This window comes from Pontibacillus yanchengensis Y32 (assembly GCF_000770635.1).
Taxonomy (GTDB): Bacteria; Bacillota; Bacilli; order Bacillales; family BH030062; genus Pontibacillus; species Pontibacillus yanchengensis.
Window position 1 is genome coordinate 1 of sequence record NZ_AVBF01000011.1, and the last position, 18,263, is coordinate 18,263.

General features: G+C 39.0%; 19 protein-coding genes. 16 read left to right on the plus strand and 3 right to left on the minus strand.

Annotation, left to right across the window (positions count from 1 at the left end; translation table 11 throughout):
* Positions 1–52 precede the first annotated feature (52 nt).
* Both N782_RS05685 and N782_RS05690 read right to left on the minus strand, forming a co-directional pair.
* Positions 53–1,099: an LCP family protein gene (locus N782_RS05685; RefSeq protein WP_036817278.1), complete on the minus strand. Its 1,047-nt coding sequence runs from the start codon at positions 1,097–1,099 to the stop codon at positions 53–55.
* A gap of 4 nt (positions 1,100–1,103) precedes the next feature.
* On the minus strand, positions 1,104–1,757 hold the full coding sequence (locus N782_RS05690) for a YigZ family protein (protein ID WP_036817281.1): 654 nt from the start codon (positions 1,755–1,757) through the stop codon (positions 1,104–1,106).
* A gap of 598 nt (positions 1,758–2,355) precedes the next feature.
* On the opposite strand from N782_RS05690, the gene N782_RS05695 reads away from it, so the two are divergent.
* The 3 genes from N782_RS05695 to N782_RS05705 all read left to right on the plus strand — a co-directional run bounded on the left by N782_RS05695 (position 2,356) and on the right by N782_RS05705 (position 5,507).
* The gene (locus N782_RS05695) at positions 2,356–3,498 is read left to right on the plus strand and encodes a sensor histidine kinase (RefSeq protein WP_036817285.1); all 1,143 of its coding nucleotides are present in this window, start codon (positions 2,356–2,358) and stop codon (positions 3,496–3,498) included.
* A 210-nt stretch (positions 3,499–3,708) separates the two neighbouring features.
* The gene (locus N782_RS05700) at positions 3,709–4,395 is read left to right on the plus strand and encodes a response regulator (protein WP_036817288.1); all 687 of its coding nucleotides are present in this window, start codon (positions 3,709–3,711) and stop codon (positions 4,393–4,395) included.
* Positions 4,396–4,664: 269 nt separating this feature from the next.
* Positions 4,665–5,507: a DegV family protein gene (locus N782_RS05705; RefSeq protein WP_036817290.1), complete on the plus strand. Its 843-nt coding sequence runs from the start codon at positions 4,665–4,667 to the stop codon at positions 5,505–5,507.
* Between the two features lie 42 nt (positions 5,508–5,549).
* Here the strand turns inward: N782_RS05705 and N782_RS05710 are convergent, their stop codons facing one another.
* Complete coding sequence (locus N782_RS05710; protein ID WP_036817292.1) at positions 5,550–6,062, minus strand: DUF3221 domain-containing protein; 513 nt, start codon at positions 6,060–6,062, stop codon at positions 5,550–5,552.
* Between the two features lie 101 nt (positions 6,063–6,163).
* Here N782_RS05710 and N782_RS05715 point away from each other — a divergent pair, with 101 nt between their 5' ends.
* The 13 genes from N782_RS05715 (at position 6,164) to N782_RS05775 (ending at position 18,237) form a co-directional block, all read left to right on the plus strand.
* Positions 6,164–7,549, plus strand: coding sequence for an ATP-dependent helicase ComFA (locus N782_RS05715; protein WP_052111199.1), 1,386 nt, complete (start codon positions 6,164–6,166; stop codon positions 7,547–7,549).
* A gap of 1 nt (position 7,550) precedes the next feature.
* Positions 7,551–8,222 (plus strand): ComF family protein, encoded by a 672-nt coding sequence (locus tag N782_RS05720; protein WP_036817296.1) that lies wholly within the window; start codon positions 7,551–7,553, stop codon positions 8,220–8,222.
* 129 nt (positions 8,223–8,351) lie between these two features.
* Positions 8,352–8,741 (plus strand): TIGR03826 family flagellar region protein, encoded by a 390-nt coding sequence (locus N782_RS05725; protein WP_237582580.1) that lies wholly within the window; start codon positions 8,352–8,354, stop codon positions 8,739–8,741.
* A 74-nt stretch (positions 8,742–8,815) separates the two neighbouring features.
* Entirely contained in the window at positions 8,816–9,079 is a 264-nt protein-coding gene (flgM, locus tag N782_RS05730; protein WP_036817301.1) for a flagellar biosynthesis anti-sigma factor FlgM, read from the plus strand.
* A gap of 15 nt (positions 9,080–9,094) precedes the next feature.
* Positions 9,095–9,592: a flagellar protein FlgN gene (locus N782_RS05735; protein ID WP_036817304.1), complete on the plus strand. Its 498-nt coding sequence runs from the start codon at positions 9,095–9,097 to the stop codon at positions 9,590–9,592.
* 18 nt (positions 9,593–9,610) lie between these two features.
* Entirely contained in the window at positions 9,611–11,158 is a 1,548-nt protein-coding gene (gene flgK / locus N782_RS05740) for a flagellar hook-associated protein FlgK (protein ID WP_036817307.1), read from the plus strand.
* A gap of 11 nt (positions 11,159–11,169) precedes the next feature.
* On the plus strand, positions 11,170–12,036 hold the full coding sequence (gene flgL / locus N782_RS05745) for a flagellar hook-associated protein FlgL (protein ID WP_036817310.1): 867 nt from the start codon (positions 11,170–11,172) through the stop codon (positions 12,034–12,036).
* Between the two features lie 58 nt (positions 12,037–12,094).
* Positions 12,095–12,685 carry a DUF6470 family protein gene (locus N782_RS05750; RefSeq protein WP_036817312.1) on the plus strand — a complete coding sequence of 197 codons (591 nt, stop codon included), beginning with the start codon at positions 12,095–12,097 and terminating at the stop codon, positions 12,683–12,685.
* Positions 12,686–12,697: 12 nt separating this feature from the next.
* Positions 12,698–13,135 carry a flagellar assembly protein FliW gene (gene fliW / locus N782_RS05755; protein WP_036817314.1) on the plus strand — a complete coding sequence of 146 codons (438 nt, stop codon included), beginning with the start codon at positions 12,698–12,700 and terminating at the stop codon, positions 13,133–13,135.
* A 4-nt stretch (positions 13,136–13,139) separates the two neighbouring features.
* The gene (csrA, locus tag N782_RS05760; protein ID WP_036817316.1) at positions 13,140–13,367 is read left to right on the plus strand and encodes a carbon storage regulator CsrA; all 228 of its coding nucleotides are present in this window, start codon (positions 13,140–13,142) and stop codon (positions 13,365–13,367) included.
* A 150-nt stretch (positions 13,368–13,517) separates the two neighbouring features.
* On the plus strand, positions 13,518–14,768 hold the full coding sequence (locus N782_RS05765; protein WP_036817317.1) for a flagellin N-terminal helical domain-containing protein: 1,251 nt from the start codon (positions 13,518–13,520) through the stop codon (positions 14,766–14,768).
* 91 nt (positions 14,769–14,859) lie between these two features.
* Positions 14,860–17,352, plus strand: coding sequence for a glycosyltransferase (locus N782_RS05770; RefSeq protein ID WP_036817319.1), 2,493 nt, complete (start codon positions 14,860–14,862; stop codon positions 17,350–17,352).
* Between the two features lie 3 nt (positions 17,353–17,355).
* The gene (locus N782_RS05775) at positions 17,356–18,237 is read left to right on the plus strand and encodes a sulfotransferase family protein (protein ID WP_036817322.1); all 882 of its coding nucleotides are present in this window, start codon (positions 17,356–17,358) and stop codon (positions 18,235–18,237) included.
* The last annotated feature ends 26 nt before the right edge of the window (positions 18,238–18,263 follow it).

An 18,263-nucleotide genomic window follows, 5' to 3' on the forward strand; every position in this document is an offset into this window, starting at 1 on the left:
TACGGCTCAGTCCAGCATATACGTCGCTACCCGGGCGCTTGCGCTTTTGCTTTTACATCGGGTCTTCTTGTGTTTGGTTTTCGTCATCGTCTGCGTAGTTACTTACATCATCGCTATTATCGTCATTTTGACCAGGGGATTGATATAGGTCTAAATGGGTTTGAAGGGATGTTCGGATGTTTCGTAAGCTGTCGTCTTCTAGCATGTAATAGTATAAGCCATCATCTAAGAATTGGCCTTCCCCTTCTAATTGCATCGTATCAAAGGTGATGTTGTTTCGGTTTATGACGTATTCTTTCAAGGACATCATTTCATCAAAATCCATGTTCGTTTTCATGTTACTACCGATGGAATCGATGACGGATCCGTATTTGTTGATGGAGGAAGGGTTTGATGCTTTATTAAAGATTGCCTTCATTAGCTCCATTTGACGTTGTCCTCGTTCTAAGTCACTATCGTATTTTCGTGTTCGTGCTAATGCTAGTGCCTCTTCGCCATTTAATTTTTGATACCCTTTTTCCAGTTCAATGGCATTATCCACATCATTACTATTTTGTTCTTTTAGATCAAACGGAACTTCAGCACTTATGCCGTTTAATGAGTTAACTGTTTCAATAAAGGCATTGAAATTAAGGCGTACGTAGTAATCGACAGGTACGTTAAACATGTTTTCCACAGCTGCTATGGAGGCATCAACGCCGCCAAAAGCGTGAGCGTGTGTGATTTTATCTTTATAGCCTTCTGTTGGAAGGTAAACGTATGAGTCTCGTGGGATACTGACTAATTTCATTGATTTTTCTTCTTCATTTAATGTTGCCAGCACCAAAGCGTCTGATAATGGATTTTCTTTATTACGCTTCTCACTGTTATCCACACCGAGGAACAAAATTGAAATATTGTCGTAGTTTGGATCGACAACCTTTTTACGCTTTTTCGATTTTTGACCACGATCTAATTCTTTTTGAGCGTCCTGTGTAACTTTTTCTGCCTTTTTCGTTAAATAAGCTCCATATCCTGTGGCAGCCCCTGCTGTTCCTAAGAAAAATATGAGGAGGAACCAGAGAATCAGTTTTCTCTTGGATGTTTTCCTGCGTGTCATTTTTCTATTCTCCTTTATGGTCTGGCGTCACATCTATTTCCATATACGACACATCGCCAGAAGTAATCGTAGCTTGATCACTCGTTAAATCAACAATCCATGTGGAAAAGATATCTTCGTTTCCTTCTTCCACATATACTTCTATTACCACATGTTCCAGGTATTCAATCTTTTTAATGATGTATGTACTAGAACGTAGTTCATTTTCTAGTTTACCTAAGAGTGAATAGTCAGCTGTTACGTTCATCGTTCTCATCAGCTGTCTTTTTACAATACCTGTCGTATGTAATGCTTCTGAGGTAGTGCTTGAATAGGCTCTTATCAGCCCTCCTGCGCCTAGTTTAATCCCACCAAAGTAACGGGTAACGACTACTACGGTGTCTTTTAGCCCTTTTTGCTTTAGGACGTTTAGAATAGGTACTCCCGCAGTCCCACTTGGTTCTCCGTCATCATGTGCTTTTTGGATTTGATCATGTTCACCTATCATATAGGCTGAACAATTATGAGTGGCGTCATGATGCTTTTTTTTAATTTGTTGAATAAATTCTTTCGCTTCTTCTTCCGTTTCTGCACGAGTTACATACCCAATGAAACGCGACTTTTGAATAACAATCTGTTCGGAACCGTCTCCACGTACTGTGAAATAAGTATTTAGCATGTTGCAATTAACCTCCTAAAACTTCATTATAAAGGTGTAAGAAATATTCGGCAATTCTATTCTGGAGGATGTGTAAATAGTCTTGGAAAAAATGGACAACACACCTTATGCGTCCTAACGGTCTAGAAGAGGTTATGCCGTATCCATCTTTTTTCACTGTCTAGGAACGATAACATTTTGGTTAATGTGAAATGTAATAATCTTTAGGAGCCACGTCCAGCTCCAGCGCCCAGCGACTAGTATGCTTCCCTCGCCTCCGTACGATAAGTTAACATCGAATCACTACGTTCTTCGTGTTGCCTTTATCTCCTACGATATCAGGGGAAGTTCTGGGGTGAAGAAGGTTCGATTAAAATCGCTGCATCGTGCAGCAACATCGAACTGACCTACATCCTGTAGGCCCGCATCACGCAGCAACATCGAACCAACCTACGTCGTGTAGGCCGCAGCATATATGTCGCTACCCGGGCGCTTACGCATTTGTTCCTAGTATGTCATGTTAAAGATTAGCTTTTTTTGATTTTTATAGGGAAAACCCCCACAAATATGAGTAGGAAAAACGAATGATTATTTGAACATAGTTGGAGGAGACGTTCGTATGTCGGAGAACAAAATTGGTGAAAAAGCACTTGATTCCATCATCGGTGAGATGATTGACACCGTTACGAATAGTAAGGATGAAATTTTCGAGATAGGTGAGCAATCTCGCACAGAATTTGAACAATTAAATACAGAGTTAAAAGAAACGAAAACACAAGTCGTCGAAATCATTGATGAAGGCGACAAGCTAGAACGACAAGTTCGCTTCTCAAGGATGAGACTCTCAGAAGTTAGCAAACACTTCGACAAATATTCAGAGGGTCAAATACGAGAAGTGTATGAGCAGACACACCAACTCCAAATGCAACTCTCTGTGAAGCGTGAACAGGAAAAGCAACTACGGGAAAAACGAGACGAACTAGAACAGCGCTTGCGCCGATTAGAAGAAACCGTGGAACGAGCAGATGCTCTTGGTGGAAAAATATCGGTCGTGCTAAATTACCTCAACAAGGACTTCCGACAAGTATCGGAGACGCTTGAGGATGCACGTGAAAAGCAGGCATTTGGTCTTCAGATTATCGAAGCTCAAGAAGAGGAGCGTAGACGGCTATCCAGGGAAATTCATGATGGACCTGCCCAAATGCTCGCCAATGTGATGCTGCGATCGGAGCTTGTTGACCGTACTTTCCGGGAACGCGGTGTTGATGAAGCCATCAAGGAAATCAAAGATGTACGAAAAATGGTCCGTTCTGCCCTCTATGAGGTACGCAGAATTATCTATGATTTACGACCGATGGCACTAGACGATTTAGGTTTAGTACCGACACTAAAAAAATACTTAGCGACAATCGAAGAGTATAATACGGATTTAGAAATCCAGTTTACGTCTCATGGGGAAGAAAAACGTCTTGACTCTAAATATGAGGTTGCCTTATTCCGACTTGTACAGGAAGCAACACAAAACGCAGTAAAACATGCAGAGGCAAAGCTTATACATGTAAGTTTCGAATTGACTAGAAACACTGTAAATATAGTAGTGAAGGATAACGGTAAAGGCTTTGATACTGGTCAGAAGAAAGAAAAATCCTTCGGGCTCGTCGGCATGAAAGAACGCGTCGAGATGTTAGAAGGGGAATTGAGTATTGATTCTGAAATAGGACAAGGCACTGTTATCATGATTCAGGTCCCACTAAATAAGTAGCAGAAAATGTAAATACTATTATCTAGTTCCTGTTTATATTATAATAGGATTAATAGAGGATGATAACGACTTTAGATTGGCTACCAAACGCCTACTTGTCGTGAAAGTAAGGATGTACGACTCACATATATAGAGAAAATTAGGGGATTAAAAAAAGAAAACTCAATGACTGAACTGTGGAATTATTTGGATATGGGAGGACTCTAAGCCATGACCACTAGAATTGTATTAATTGATGACCATAAATTATTCCGTGAAGGTGTAAAGCGGATTCTTGAATTTGAACCAACCTTCAATGTAGTAGCGGAAGGCGATGATGGTAATTCTGCAGAACAATTAGTAGAAGAACATAATCCTGATGTTGTCCTAATGGATATCAACATGCCTCAAGTAAATGGGGTACAAGCTACTTCAGAACTAATCAATGAATTTCCAGAGCTAAAAGTAATTATTCTTTCTATCCACGACGATGAAAACTATGTGACACATGCCCTTAAAACGGGCGCCCAAGGTTATCTACTGAAGGAAATGGACTCTGATGCTTTAATCGAAGCTATCAAAGTCGTAAGTGAAGGTGGATCATACCTTCATCCAAAAGTAACCCATAACCTTGTAAGAGAATATCGCCGTCTAGCTGATGATGGTGGCGGTGGCACAGCTCAAGCGAGCAAAACGATTGAGTATCGTAAGCCACTTCATCTGCTGACACGTCGTGAATGTGAAGTACTACAACTTCTTGCTGATGGCAAAAGCAACCGTGGCGTTGCAGAAGCGTTATTCATTAGCGAGAAGACTGTTAAGAACCACGTAAGTAACATTCTACAAAAAATGAACGTAAATGATCGTACCCAGGCTGTTGTAACAGCTATCAAAAATGGTTGGGTCGAAGTTTTATAAAATGGTCAAATGAGCTAGCTCTGGAATGGAAGACATTCTAGAGCTTTTTTATTTATAGATGGGACCTCTTGATTGGTAGTAGCATAAGCAAATACTATCATTTGCAAAAGATCATCACTACACAAGCCTGACTAGGATGTATTACGCACTTGCGCTTTTCTTTTAAAATCAAGGGTGCATTCTTTACTGCCTTCATGTAAAATTAGATGTATGCTTACATAATTTTCATAGAGTGAAAATTAGTTAAATACGTAAGGGAGTACGATACGATGAAGACAGCGATTCTAACAGATAGTACCGCCTATATACCGCCAGATCTACGGGAGCGCTGGAATATCCATATGGTCCCGCTTAATGTATTGATAAAAAATGAGAGCTACCGGGAAGAAATAGATCTAACAGCTGATGACTTTTATGATATGGTTCGTGGTGATGTAGAGCTTCCGAAGACATCGCAGCCATCTATTGGTGTGATTACCGAAAAGCTGGAGGAACTCTCCCGCGATTACGATGCGGTCGTCGCTATTCACTTGTCTAGTGGAATTAGTGGAACCTATCAAGCTACTGTTACGGCAGCAGATATGGTAGAGGGGCTCGATGTGCATGTGTTTGATTCTGAAATTAGCTGTATGGTGCAAGGGTTTTACGTGCAAGAAGCAACTGAAATGGCTAACCAAGGAGAAACACCGGAACAAATTATCGAACGCCTGAAACATATGAAAACGTCCGTTCAAGCCTATTTTATGGTGGATAACTTATCCCATCTGCACAGAGGTGGCAGGTTAAGCGGAGCTCAGGCGATTGTAGGAAGCCTTCTGCAGGTGAAGCCTGTTCTCCATTTTGTTGATACGAAAATCGTGCCGTTTGAAAAGATCCGCACAAGCAAAAAAGCCATCAAACGCGTCAAAGGCTTATTTGAAGAAGTGGCCGAGCAAGGAGAACCAATGCGCGCCACGATTATTCACGCGAATCGAAAAGAAGAAGCGGAAACCATCATGAACGAGCTCCAGGACAAGTATCCACACGTAGAGTTTGTCTTAAGCTACTTTGGCCCCGTTATTGGGACACATCTTGGCGAAGGTGCGCTTGGAATTGGTTGGTATAAGAAATAAAGAAAGGGAACTTCTTGTTAGTAGAAGTTCCCAAAGATTTGGTTAGATCTCATCTTTAATCGTTAACGATTGCACGTTTTGCTCTCCTTCTTGTTCTACAATAAGGGTGAGTTCCCAGGCGTCTTTTTCCTCCACGTATGCGATAGACTTTACCGCCACAATACCTCTCGTTGCGTCAATCTGTTCTAACCCTTTTTGAATCATGTCCTTTTCGGAGAAGAAGGAGCCTTTAGGTTTAGCTGTATTCATCAGTTTGATTTGCTTTACAGTGCCTTGGCTAGGGTAGGATTCTTGAATTCCACCGCGATACCATACTCGTACCTGTTCCCCGATTTGTATGATTTCTGGAGCCTCAGAAGTCCAAATAGCTTTGAGAACATGTTCTTTATCCCCATTTTCTCCAGGTTTGGAGGAAACCACTAATATCTCACCATCTCGTTTATCCATCACATACCCTTGTATATCAGGGTCACTCTTGATTGGTACGAACTTTTTTTCATTTTGACATCCACTTAGGATAAACAGAATCGTCAGTATTAGGAGTACTTTCTTCATAAGTATCTTCTCCATTCGGTTTATATGTAAAAATTTTATAACTATACGATATCACATCAATCAAATGAAAAAGGAGCAAACCGATGATTTTTTCTATGAGTATGTCTTTTGATTGGATTCCCTCTCCGTTAACCTCCGTATCTTCCCCTCATTCTTCTAAACTAGCAGGCCGTCTCTGGCTGGAAGCAAATCTCCCATTATCGACAGAAGAAACAGCCGATCTCATCGAAAAAGGGCTATTAACCCGTGTACCTGCACTGGAATCAAATTGGTGGGGGAGGCGCTGTCGTCGTTGTGGAAATACGACGGAACGATTGATAGTCCCTTGGCCGTGTGGGTGTGGACAAACGTGCCATTACTGCCGAAGCTGTATTGAGATGGGTCGAATAAGTAGTTGTACATCGTTTCTGTTGTGGACAGGCGCAGATCCAGACTGGCACCAGCATGTGGATGCTTGTGCATGGACGGGACAATTGACACCTTTTCAACAACAGGGAGCGGACCGTATCGTGGATACTGTGGAGAACCAAGGTCGTTTGCTCGTCTGGGCTGTGTGTGGTGCTGGGAAAACGGAGATGCTGTTCCCTGGTTTGGAGCGAGCATTGGCGCTTGGACGCCGAATTTGCCTGGCCACACCACGCTCGGATGTTGTCCGAGAACTAAAGCCTCGCTTGCAACAAGCTTTTCCACATGTGGATATCGCCGCGCTTTACGGTGGAAGTGACGATGTGGATGACGGTGCACAATTTATTATCGCAACCACTCATCAATTATTAAAATATGCTCGTGCTTTTGACATGATGATCATCGATGAAGTCGATGCCTTTCCGTACCACTCCGATCCGAAACTCCATTTTGCCGCAGCCCGCTCGTTAAAACGACATGCCTCGCTCATCTACTTAACAGCTACACCACGCTTTTCTCTCAAAGCCTCTTCTTATCTAAAAAAGCTGCCTACCGTGTTTGTTCCAGAACGGTACCACGGTCACCCCTTGCCAGTACCTCGTTTTTTAGCTGCCTTTGATACGAAGGCTTCTTTTCCAAAAAACCAACTCCCAAAAACATTCAACGATTGGCTCCATCAAAAGAAAAACGAAAAACGCCGTGTTATCGTCTTTGTTCCTACAATTAAAATGGCCGAGACACTGGCTGCCATTCTGGACGGCGCTGTGTATGTACATAGTGAAGATGCGGAACGAAAGGAAAAGGTGCAGCAATTTCGAGATAAGGAGATTTCCTTGCTAATTACTACCACGATTTTGGAGCGGGGTGTGACGTTTCCTTCTATTGATGTAGCTGTGATTGACGCAGGTCATCTGGTGTTTGATGAAGCGGCTTTAGTACAAATCGCAGGCAGAGCTGGTAGGAGCGCAGCTGATCCGTATGGGGATGTTGTCTTTTTTCATAGCGGTAAAAGTAGCGCGATGGTCCGCGCACGTGAAGCGATTCAAGATATGAATAGAAGAGCTCGAAAGGAGAAGCGGTAGTATGCACTGTTTATGGTGTGATGAGGAACAGGTTCCGGAAGTAGTATGGACGACAGTGCTTGCTCCGCGAAAAGAGAAGGTTGTCTGTGAAGCATGTGCTAGTCAGTTTTCTGTACTACAGGGAAGTCAATGTCCTCGGTGTGCGCGACCGATGGAGAAAGCGGAGATATGTTCCGATTGTATTAGGTGGCAGGAACAATCCGCAGCGCTGAAGCGGAATGTATCCGTTTATGAGTATAATAATTGGATGAAAGATGTGATTGCCAAATGGAAATATCGCGGGGATTATGTGCTGGTAGGTCTTTTCAAAGATCAAATAGTAAGCAGTTTCACACATGCATTTCCTTCAAAAGAAGCTTTCCTTGTACCTATACCGTTAAGTGAGGAGAGGCTCGCGGAAAGAGGGTTCAATCAAGCGCTCGCGATTGCCGAGTGTTTAGATTTACCAATCGAACAGGCCTTGAGTCGCATTAACTCTGAAAAACAATCGAAGAAAACTAGGGCGGACCGCATGCGTTCGACCAACCCATTTCAGGTGATTTTGCCTATTAAACAGCCGGTTATCCTCGTCGATGATATATATACAACAGGTCGTACCCTGCAATTTGCGGCAGAAGCATTGGTGCGCGAAGGTTGTCCTCGCGTTGAGGCATTTACGCTTGTTCGAGGGTAAGTCATTCAAAAACTCCTTTAAAAACCTTTTAGATTCTGTAAACCTGACGATATAATAGGAAGAAGATGAACAGAAGGAGAGAGAGCTATGGGGGAATTAGCGAACTGCCCGCGTTGTAACGCGTTATTTATGAAACAATTTAAATCCATTTGCGAGAATTGCTATAAAGAGGAAGAGCGAGATTTTGATACCGTCTATCAATTTATTCGTAAAAAAGAGAACCGCACGTCCACTGTTGATGAAGTTGTTGAGGCAACAGGGGTTAAGAGGGAAGTGATTATGAAATTTGTGAAAGAAGGACGACTACGTACAGGGATGTTTCCGAATTTAACGTATCCTTGTCAAAAATGCGGTGAGCCGATTAACGAAGGAAAAATTTGTGGAAATTGCTCATCGGAGATTAACACCGAGCTAAAACGTGAACAAGAGATAGAAGAGGTTGAAAGAGCCAATAAAATAAAAGAGCGGAAGCATTCTACTTATATATCAGGAGTTACTTCAAGAAAAAATCATAGATAATTTAACTTTTTGTTAAAATAGCCGATATAATAAGTAGAAATGTGACGGTAGCTTTTTAGAAAGAGGTGGTCCAAATGAAAATTAATGGTCCAAATCAGACGAACTTTAATCCTTACAAGAAGCAAGTTCAAAAACAACAAGAAGCTCAGAAGGCTAATGCAAATCAGGATAAACTAGAAATCTCCCAGCAGGCAAAGCAAATGCAAGAGACAAACAAGGCTCAGGAAGCACGTAGTGAGCGTGTAGCGGAGATTAAGCAGCAGGTTGAATCGGGCAACTATAAGGTTGACGCGCAGCAAACTGCTAAAAACATGATGAACTTCTGGGCGAACAACTAAAGGAGGGCATGATCCATGTCCATTCAGTCAATTGTAGCCATTATGGATAAGCTTTGCTCCTTGCATGAAAGTTTATATACCCTTTCCAAGGAAAAAACCGACATGCTGAAAGAGGGAGACACGCAGTCTCTTCAAACATTGCTCGTCAAAGAGCGGAAGCATATCCAGGCCATTAGCCAATTGGACGCAGAGCGAGAAAAGCTAGTAGCCAATTGGTTCCAAAGCAAAGGAATACCGACGAACGAACCAACCATCACAACGATGCTTGAGAACATCCAGTCTCAAGAAGAAAAGCAGCAGCTGGAAGAAGTGTTCGAACGGTTACTAGACGTACTGGCAGGTTTGAAGCAACAGGAACAGCTTAATCAAGAATTAACACAACAATCGTTACAATTTGTTGAGTTGTCCCTGGACATGCTTCAGCCTTCCATGAAGAATATGAATTACGGCAAACCAAACAAAAGTCAGGCAGACCAAGGGCAAAAACGGTCTGTCTTTGATTCGAAAGCATAAAGAGAGAGGAGCTCCATCATGACTTCAACGTTTCATGGGTTAGAAGTAGCCAAGCGGGGAATGTTCGCCCAGCAATCAGCACTATACACAACAGGACACAATATATCCAATGCCAACACAGATGGATATTCACGTCAGCGGGTGAACTTCGAACAAACCGCACCATATCCACCTGCATCCCGTAACCGTCCCGAGATTCCAGGACAAATGGGATCTGGTGTACAAGCTGGTACAATTGAGCGCGTAAGAGAAGGGTTTCTTGACGCTCAATTCCGTGGTGAAAATCATAAAGCAGGATACTATACAGCCAAATCAGACGCCCTAGGAAAAATGGAAGAAGTCATGAACGAGCCATCCGATCAAGGCCTTTCCAAAACAATGGACCGATTCTGGCAATCCCTGCAGGACCTATCCGCACAGCCTGAAGATTCCGGTGTCCGTTCCCAGGTAAAGCAACGAGGAAAAGCCGTAGCTGATACGTTTAACTACCTTTCCGATTCGTTAAATGGCATCAAGCAGGATTTTAAAAATCAAATCGATGTAGCAGAAAAGGATATCAACTCTCTAGCAAGACAAATCAACAACCTAAACAATCAAATCAGTGAAGTAGAGCCACACGGCTATCTTCCAAACGATTTATACGACGAACGAGATCGCTTGATTGATGAATTGTCCACCCAAGCCAACATCAAAGTAAGCTATGAAGAGAGCAGCAGCTCTGCATTGGCACAAGCCCAAGGAAAAGCAACCGTTGAAATCGTAGATGGTAGTGGCAATTCTTTGTTCTCTAATGGAGGTAATTCCGTACCTCTAGTAGACGGTTCTTCCAATACATACAATCAGATTTCCGTTCAAGATACCGATTCAAATGGCGGCATGGATACCGTAGCATTAGGTGGTACTGCTACAGTGGATGCGAAAGATTTTCAGTCAGTTGGAAAAATGATGGGCTTGATTGATTCGTATGGTTATGATGATGGTGGTTCTGTGAAAGGAACGTATCCGGAAATGCTCAATGAGTTGGATGGGATGGCTCATACGTTTGCAACGGAGTTTAACAACGTGCAAAACAATGGAGTTAGTTTAAATGAAATTGAAGACGCTTCTGAAGACAATGTGGATTTCTTTACGCAGCAAGGAAGTCAAGCAGGTTACGCTGGTTCGATGGAAGTGAACATCGATGATATTAATGACATCGCTGCAGCGAAAGGCGACCCCACAACCGCAAATGCAGGGGACGGAGATAATGCCATTGCGTTAGGAGATGTAAGCTCGACAACGCTAGACTACAATGGCACGGATGCATCCTTCCAAAGCTACTATGAAGGAGTTATCGGGGAAATGGCAATCCAGTCTCAAGAAGCAACACGCCTACAAAACAACTCCGAGACCCTTCGTCAATCTGTGGAAGAACGCCGTCAGTCGGTAAGTGGTGTTTCCTTAGATGAGGAAATGTCCAATATGATTAAGTTCCAGCATGCGTACAATGCAGCTGCTCGTAACTTAACCACAGTCGATGAAATGCTCGATAAAATCATTAACGGCATGGGCCGTGTAGGAAGGTAGGTGAGTAAATCATGCGCGTAACGCAAAACATGCTTTCAAACAACATGCTTCGTAATGTTAGCAACAGTTATGAACGAATGGGAAAATTCCAGGAACAGCTATCAACAGGTAAAAAGATAAGCAAGCCTTCCGATGATCCCGTCGTCGCGATGAAAGGTATGAACTATCGTACCGAGCTAACGGAGATTGAACAGTATAAGCGAAATGTCGGAGAGGTTCACAACTGGATGGATAACTCAGACGCCGCATTAGATAAAACAACTCAATCTCTCCAACGCCTACGCGAACTAGCTGTTCAGGGAAGTAACGGAACGTACGAAGAAGGCCAGCGTAAGAATATCGCGAAGGAAGTAAGTCAGCTGAAGGATCACTTGCAGGACATTGGGAATACGAAGTTTAATAATAAGTACATCTTCAATGGAAATGATACGACGACGAAGCCTATCGATAGCTCAGGTGTATCGGACAATAGTGAACCAGTAAATATTGAAGTGTTTGACGGGATTAAAATTCAAACGAATGTGAATCCTCAGGAAGTATTTAGTCAGGATATGTTCGATAAGATTGATTCCTTCATTGGAAAGTTAGAGGGAACGGAAAGTGGAAGTTTAGATGAATCGATAAAAGATATGTCCGATCTCATTGATAACACCGTTAACGCACGTGCTGATCTAGGTGCTCGCATGAACCGTGTCGATTTGATTGAAGATCGCCTTGCTTCTCAAGAGATTTCCGCAACGAAAAATCTATCAGATGCAGAAGATGCGGACATGGAAAAAGTCATTACCAATTTAAAAACGCAAGAAAGTGTCCACCGTGCTGCTCTTGGAGTCGGCGCGAGAATCATTCAACCATCGTTAATGGACTTTCTACGATAAGCTATCTGATGCCAGATAGCTTTTTCTTTCATATAATACTAGTTAGGAGGCGAGCGTGATGCAGGTACCACAGGTCCAAATACAAACGACCCAGGCTAAATTAGGATTACGTACACAAAATGCCAAAGTAACGTTACAACAACCAAAAGCAGATGTAAGCATTCAACAACCAGAAGCAGACCTGTCCATCAAGCAGCATCCTCCGAAGTTGAGCATTGATCAATCGAATGCTTGGCGTAACCTTGATTTAAAAAATGTCTTTGAACGGACAAGAGAGCTTGCCAAGCACGGCAATCAAGCGTGGTCAGAGAACCTCGCCAAGATGTCCCAAGAAGGCGATCAGATGATGCGTATTGAAAACAAAGGAAATCCTATAGCATCTATAGCGAAGCGGAGCGGTCATTGGAATTTTGATATTCAAGTTGGTGGGATGCCAGTGTATGACCTTGTGTCGATTGATTATCAACCAGGCAAGGCAGAGATAAATGCGCAAGCCAATCAACCAAACATAAAAGCAACACCACGAGAACCGAAAATCACCTATCAACGAGGTCAAGTAAATGGTCAAATGGAACAACGCTCTAGTGTAAATATTGATGTGAAGAATTTGAAATTCAAGGGTTGGCAAGGGTTTGAAATGACGATATAAGAAGGGTGACATATGAACATACATACAAAATTTTTCGGTGAAGTCGATATAAAGGAAGAAAGTATAATAGAGTTCCCAAATGGGTTACCAGGTTTTGAACAGGAAACGAGGTTTGTTTTGCTAGATATTGATGAACAATCTACCTATCATTCATTACAATCTGTTGAGGAAGCGGAAATAGCATTAATTGTAACAAATCCTTATCTATTCTTTAGAGATTATGAGTTCATCTTGGATGACAATACGGTTAACTTACTTGATATTCAGAACAGCGAGGACGTCGTTATCTTAAGTGTACTTACATTAAAAGACCCATTCAAAGACACCACAGCTAACCTCCAAGCTCCAATCGTACTTAATAGCAAAAACAACAAAGCCAAGCAAGTGATTCTAAAGGATACAGAATACGAAACAAAACACCACATCATCTCGAACGGAAAGGGTGTGTAGTCAGATGCTTATTCTAAACCGAAAGCTAAACGACTCCATCCAAATCGGTGATGATATTGAGATCAAAGTGATTTCCATTGATGGAGACCAAGTCAAAATTGGCATAGACGCCCCGAAGTCGGTTGATGTCTATCGAAAAGAACTCTACATAAAAATTCAAGAAGAAAACCAGGAAGCAAGCAATACGACAAATGATTTACTAAATCTATTAAAAAAACCAAATAAAGACTAAACTATTATTCCTCCTTACCGATATAAGTAGTGTAAAGCCAAGGATACATAAGGCGGCCGACTTATGACACGCACTGGCAAACACAAAACTTATACTTAATAGGCATCACAAGGACGTGAGCCGTTAATATTCAAGGAGGAATATTTAATTATGCGTATTAATCACAATATCGCCGCGTTAAACACGCACCGTCAACTTTCACAGGCAAACAATGCTAACCAACAGTCAATGGAGAAACTATCATCAGGTCTTCGTATCAACCGTGCAGGAGACGACGCAGCAGGTCTAGCAATCTCCGAAAAAATGCGTGGTCAGATTCGTGGTCTAGAGCAAGCTTCTCGAAACGCTCAAGATGGCATTTCTATGATTCAAACTGCTGAAGGTGCTTTGAATGAAACGCATTCAATACTACAACGTACTCGTGAGCTAGCTGTTCAGGCTTCCAACGATACTAACACTTCTGATGATCGTAAAGAAATTCAAAATGAAATATCTCAACTTGTAGAGGAAGTTGATCGTATTGCAGATGATACTGAATTTAATACACAATCTCTTTTAGATGGAAGTATTTCTAAGTCTACTAGTGACCAAGGTACTGTTTTAGAATATCAAGGTACAATGAATGACGGTACAGGTTCGGCTGCTGTTACTGCTACATCATTAACATCATTAACTGATGCTAATGGTAATTCACTAGGGCTTACTGATGGTGACACAATCGATATTGAAGTAGCGATTAATGGATCAGTTACCTCTACTAGCCAAGCTGTTACTGCATCAACAACAGTTGGAGATCTTATGGCAGCTGTAACTGGTATGAGTAGCTCAGTAACATCTGGTGCTATTTCTTCTGGAGATCTTTCCTTTACTGGAGATAATGGAGTTTCCAATGCAATTAATTCAATTCAGATGAGTGCAGATGATGGTAGTGGAAATGAAAGAACATCCTTTAACAAGTTTATGAGTAATGTAAAAGAAACTCAATCTGCTCAGAATGTCACATCAGATGACTCAAGAACTATACAAATTGGAGCAAATTCAGATCAATCTCTTTCTGTAGATATTAATAATATGAGTTCTAATGCACTAGGGATAGGCTCAATTGATGTATCCTCTCAACAGGGAGCCGATGTTGCAATAGAAGTAGTAGATGATGCAATAAAGCAAGTTTCAGAGGAACGTTCGAAACTAGGTGCTTATCAGAATAGACTTGACCATACTATTAATAACCTTAATACTTCAGGTGAAAATTTAACAGCAGCAGAATCACGTATAAGAGACGTAGATATGGCTAAAGAAATGATGAATCAAACCAAGCAAAATATTCTATCTCAAGCTTCACAATCAATGCTTGCAAAAGCAAACCAACAACCACAAGGTGTTCTTCAATTATTGAGATAAGTCTAATTTCTAAAAGGATAGGATGTAATCCTATCCTTTTTTTAATAGAGTAACTCGACTATATTAAAAAAAGGATACAGGAGGGTTCACATTGAAATTAAGTATCGCAATGATGATAAAGAATGAAGAAAAATACTTAGATAGATGTTTGGCGAGTTTGGCTAATATTCGAAATAATATAGAATCTGAATTAGTAATTGTAGACACGGGCTCTACAGATTCTTCTGTAGAGATATCAAAAAAGTATACAGAAAAAGTTTACTTTCATGAATGGAACAATAATTTCTCAGAAATGAGGAATAAAGTACTCAGCTATACGATTGGGGAATGGGTTTTAGTTATTGATGGAGATGAAATTGTTGAAGAAGACAGCGATTTTATAAACTTTATTAATTCTCCATCAAGTAATACATATAATGCTGGAGCAGTTGAAATTAGAAACGTTTTATTAAGTGAAGAGGATCATACTCCTTCTTTCTATGCACCAAGAGTATTCAGAAATACATTGGATTTTCACTTTGAAGGTGCAATTCATAATCAACCAAATTATAAAAAACCTATAACAATTGTTGGGATAAAAATAGTACATTTTGGTTATGTTAGTCACGATAAATCTTTAATGGAGAAAAAGTTTAACAGAACTACTAAAATATTGTTTGCTGAGTTAGAAAAGCAACCCGAGAACACATACTATATATTCCAATTATCTGTAAGTTTTGGTATGTATGGTGATCAAGAAAAAAGTTTATATTATGCAAGAAAAGCATATGAAGTTGCCAAAAAGAATAAATTAAATTTAAGAAAACAAATGTATATTTATACCCAATTTATTAAATTACTATATATTAATGGTGAGTATGACGAAGCTATATTAATTGGTGAAGAAGCTAATAAGTTAAAACCAGGCTATCTAGATATAAGTTACTATTTAGGTAAATCTTTTTTATCTATATTTAAAGAAGAAGAGGCTTTGAACAGTTTTAAAAGCTATATTGAAATACATAAGAATTATGAAAAATCTCCTGGTAGATTAGATGACTCAGTTCTAGAGTATTCATATGGTAGTTTATCTGAAATTAAGCAAATAGTTTTTACTCTAAGTTATAAATATAAAGATTTTGAATATGTAGTATCAGAAGCTTTCAATGAGCTAGATTATGAAACTGTAAAAAAAACAAATTATCATGTCATATCTTCAATTATAGAGTTAGAGGAATGGAGTGTTTTAAAGGATTATTTTAAATTAGTTGTTGGAAAACATAAACCTTTAGAAGAGAATGTAATCAACAGTATAGAAAGAGCTAAAAACAAACTTCTACAAGAAAATAGAATACAAATTGAACGGCTATTTTATAATGATGGTACATACTATGGTCTACTAAATAAAACTAGGTTAGACTTGAATGGAGACTTAAAAAGAACAGAAAAGAAGAGTATTATAAAAAGCATAGAGAATATTAATTTTCTAAACTTACAAGAGTATTATGGAGATTTAATTTACTATTTATTAAAAAATAACTACCAAAAGTTTCATACTTTATTTATAAACGTTTTTGAAAGTAACTTAAGTGAGTTTTTAAAGTATATATATAATAAATATGATGATAGTTTAAATGTCATTTATGAATATTTGCGTAACAATAGTGAAGTAAGAACATTTGAAGAGATAAGAATTAATAAAGTGTTAGCGAGGTACTCTTTATACTTGTTTAACAGTGATGACCAATTATTTGGTTATATCTTCAAATATTTTATAAAAATTGGTTCTCAATGGTTAACATATGTATACAGTTCCTATGTCATTGACAATGAAATGATATATGATTTGAAGAATGAGGAGGAGCAATTTTTACTTTACATGTATAAAGCAGAAAATCTAAGAAAAAGTAATGTGTCTTTAAGTTTAAAATACATAAGAAAAGCTTCAAAAATTTATCCTCCATATAAACAAGGGATAAAATTACTTTTAGAGGAGATTTCTTCAGATGTTATTAATGAAGATAAAAACCAAACTCTCAATGAAAGTGAAGATATTAATGAGTTTATTAGAAAAATAGAGTCATATGTGAACAAAGGTGAATTTAATATAGCCATTGATTTAATAGAAAAACACGAAAAATTAAACGGTAAACAACATGAAGAAATAATCACAATAAAAGGAGTTATCTATTTCTATAAAGAAGAATACAATGCTGCTCTTAAATGTTTTTACCATTCATTAACACTTAATAGTAAGAATTCTGATACTTTATTTAATTTGGGTAAACTTTATAATCACTTAGGTAGGTTTAATCAATCATTGTTATATCTTGATCAAGCTTATAATATGACAGAAGATGTATCATTAAAAACTGAAATTTCAAACACAATTAATAATATTAACGAGAACAATAATATAAAAAGCATAAAAGATGAAGCTATTCTAGAAACTAAAAATAAAATGAGTTATTCTGAAAGTCTGAAGGAAGAAATTTCTACTAAAATAGAAAAAAATGTAAATGAAAATGATTATGATAAAATGGTTTCTTTATATACACCTGATTACTTAGCATTTAATAGAGTTGTTGTAGAGAGAGGTGATTGATTAATGATTGTAAATATATGCTGTTGTGGATCTTCTGGTAGTACATTGTTCTCTAATCTATTGAATAGACATCCAGATATACTATCAGGTGAAGAAATGAGTGTGTTTTCAAATAATACAATTTTTGAGAATTTTTCATTAATCAAAAAATATCCAGAGTTTTTTGTTGAAAATGGAGTACCTGATTTTCCAACCAGTCCTTTTCCATTCCATCCAGGAAGAGTATTCTTAACTGATGTAGATAATTATCGATTAAGTCATAATGAGATATTTACTATGCTCAAAAAGTCAGAGAACACACATGAGTTTTTATTTAAATTAAAGAATAGTGTGCTTAAATCTAGTCAAAAGAAAATTTGGGCTGAAAAAACTCCTGAGAATATTCATGCGGTAGGTAATTTTTTAAATACATTTAATAATCAAGAAGCGAAAGTAATCCATATTGTTAGAAATCCTAAAGATGTTATCCTCTCTTTAATGAATAGAAATTATTCCTTTTTTTCTGCTGCTGAAAGGTGGATTACTTCAGTTGCAGCAATTCAACCTTATGTGAATAATAAGAATGTTTTAGAAATCTCCTATGAAGATCTTGTTTTAAAACCAGAAATAATTCTGAATCAAGTATGTGAATTTTTAGGTGTTTCTTTTAATTATGAAGATTTCCAAGCACAAAATAACAATAGTGGTGTACAAAGAAATCATCAAATAAGTTCATGGAACAATTCACCATTTGGAAAAATATCAAGCAGTTCCCTTAATAAACATAAAACTAGTAGTATTAATTTTGATATTCTATACAATATGAAACTTAGCAAAGACTATGCAAATTTTTTAGGACAAGACCATATTAGCTTTAGGGATTTAGCTAATAAGTATGGTTATTAATTATTGATAATATTACTTATAGGGTG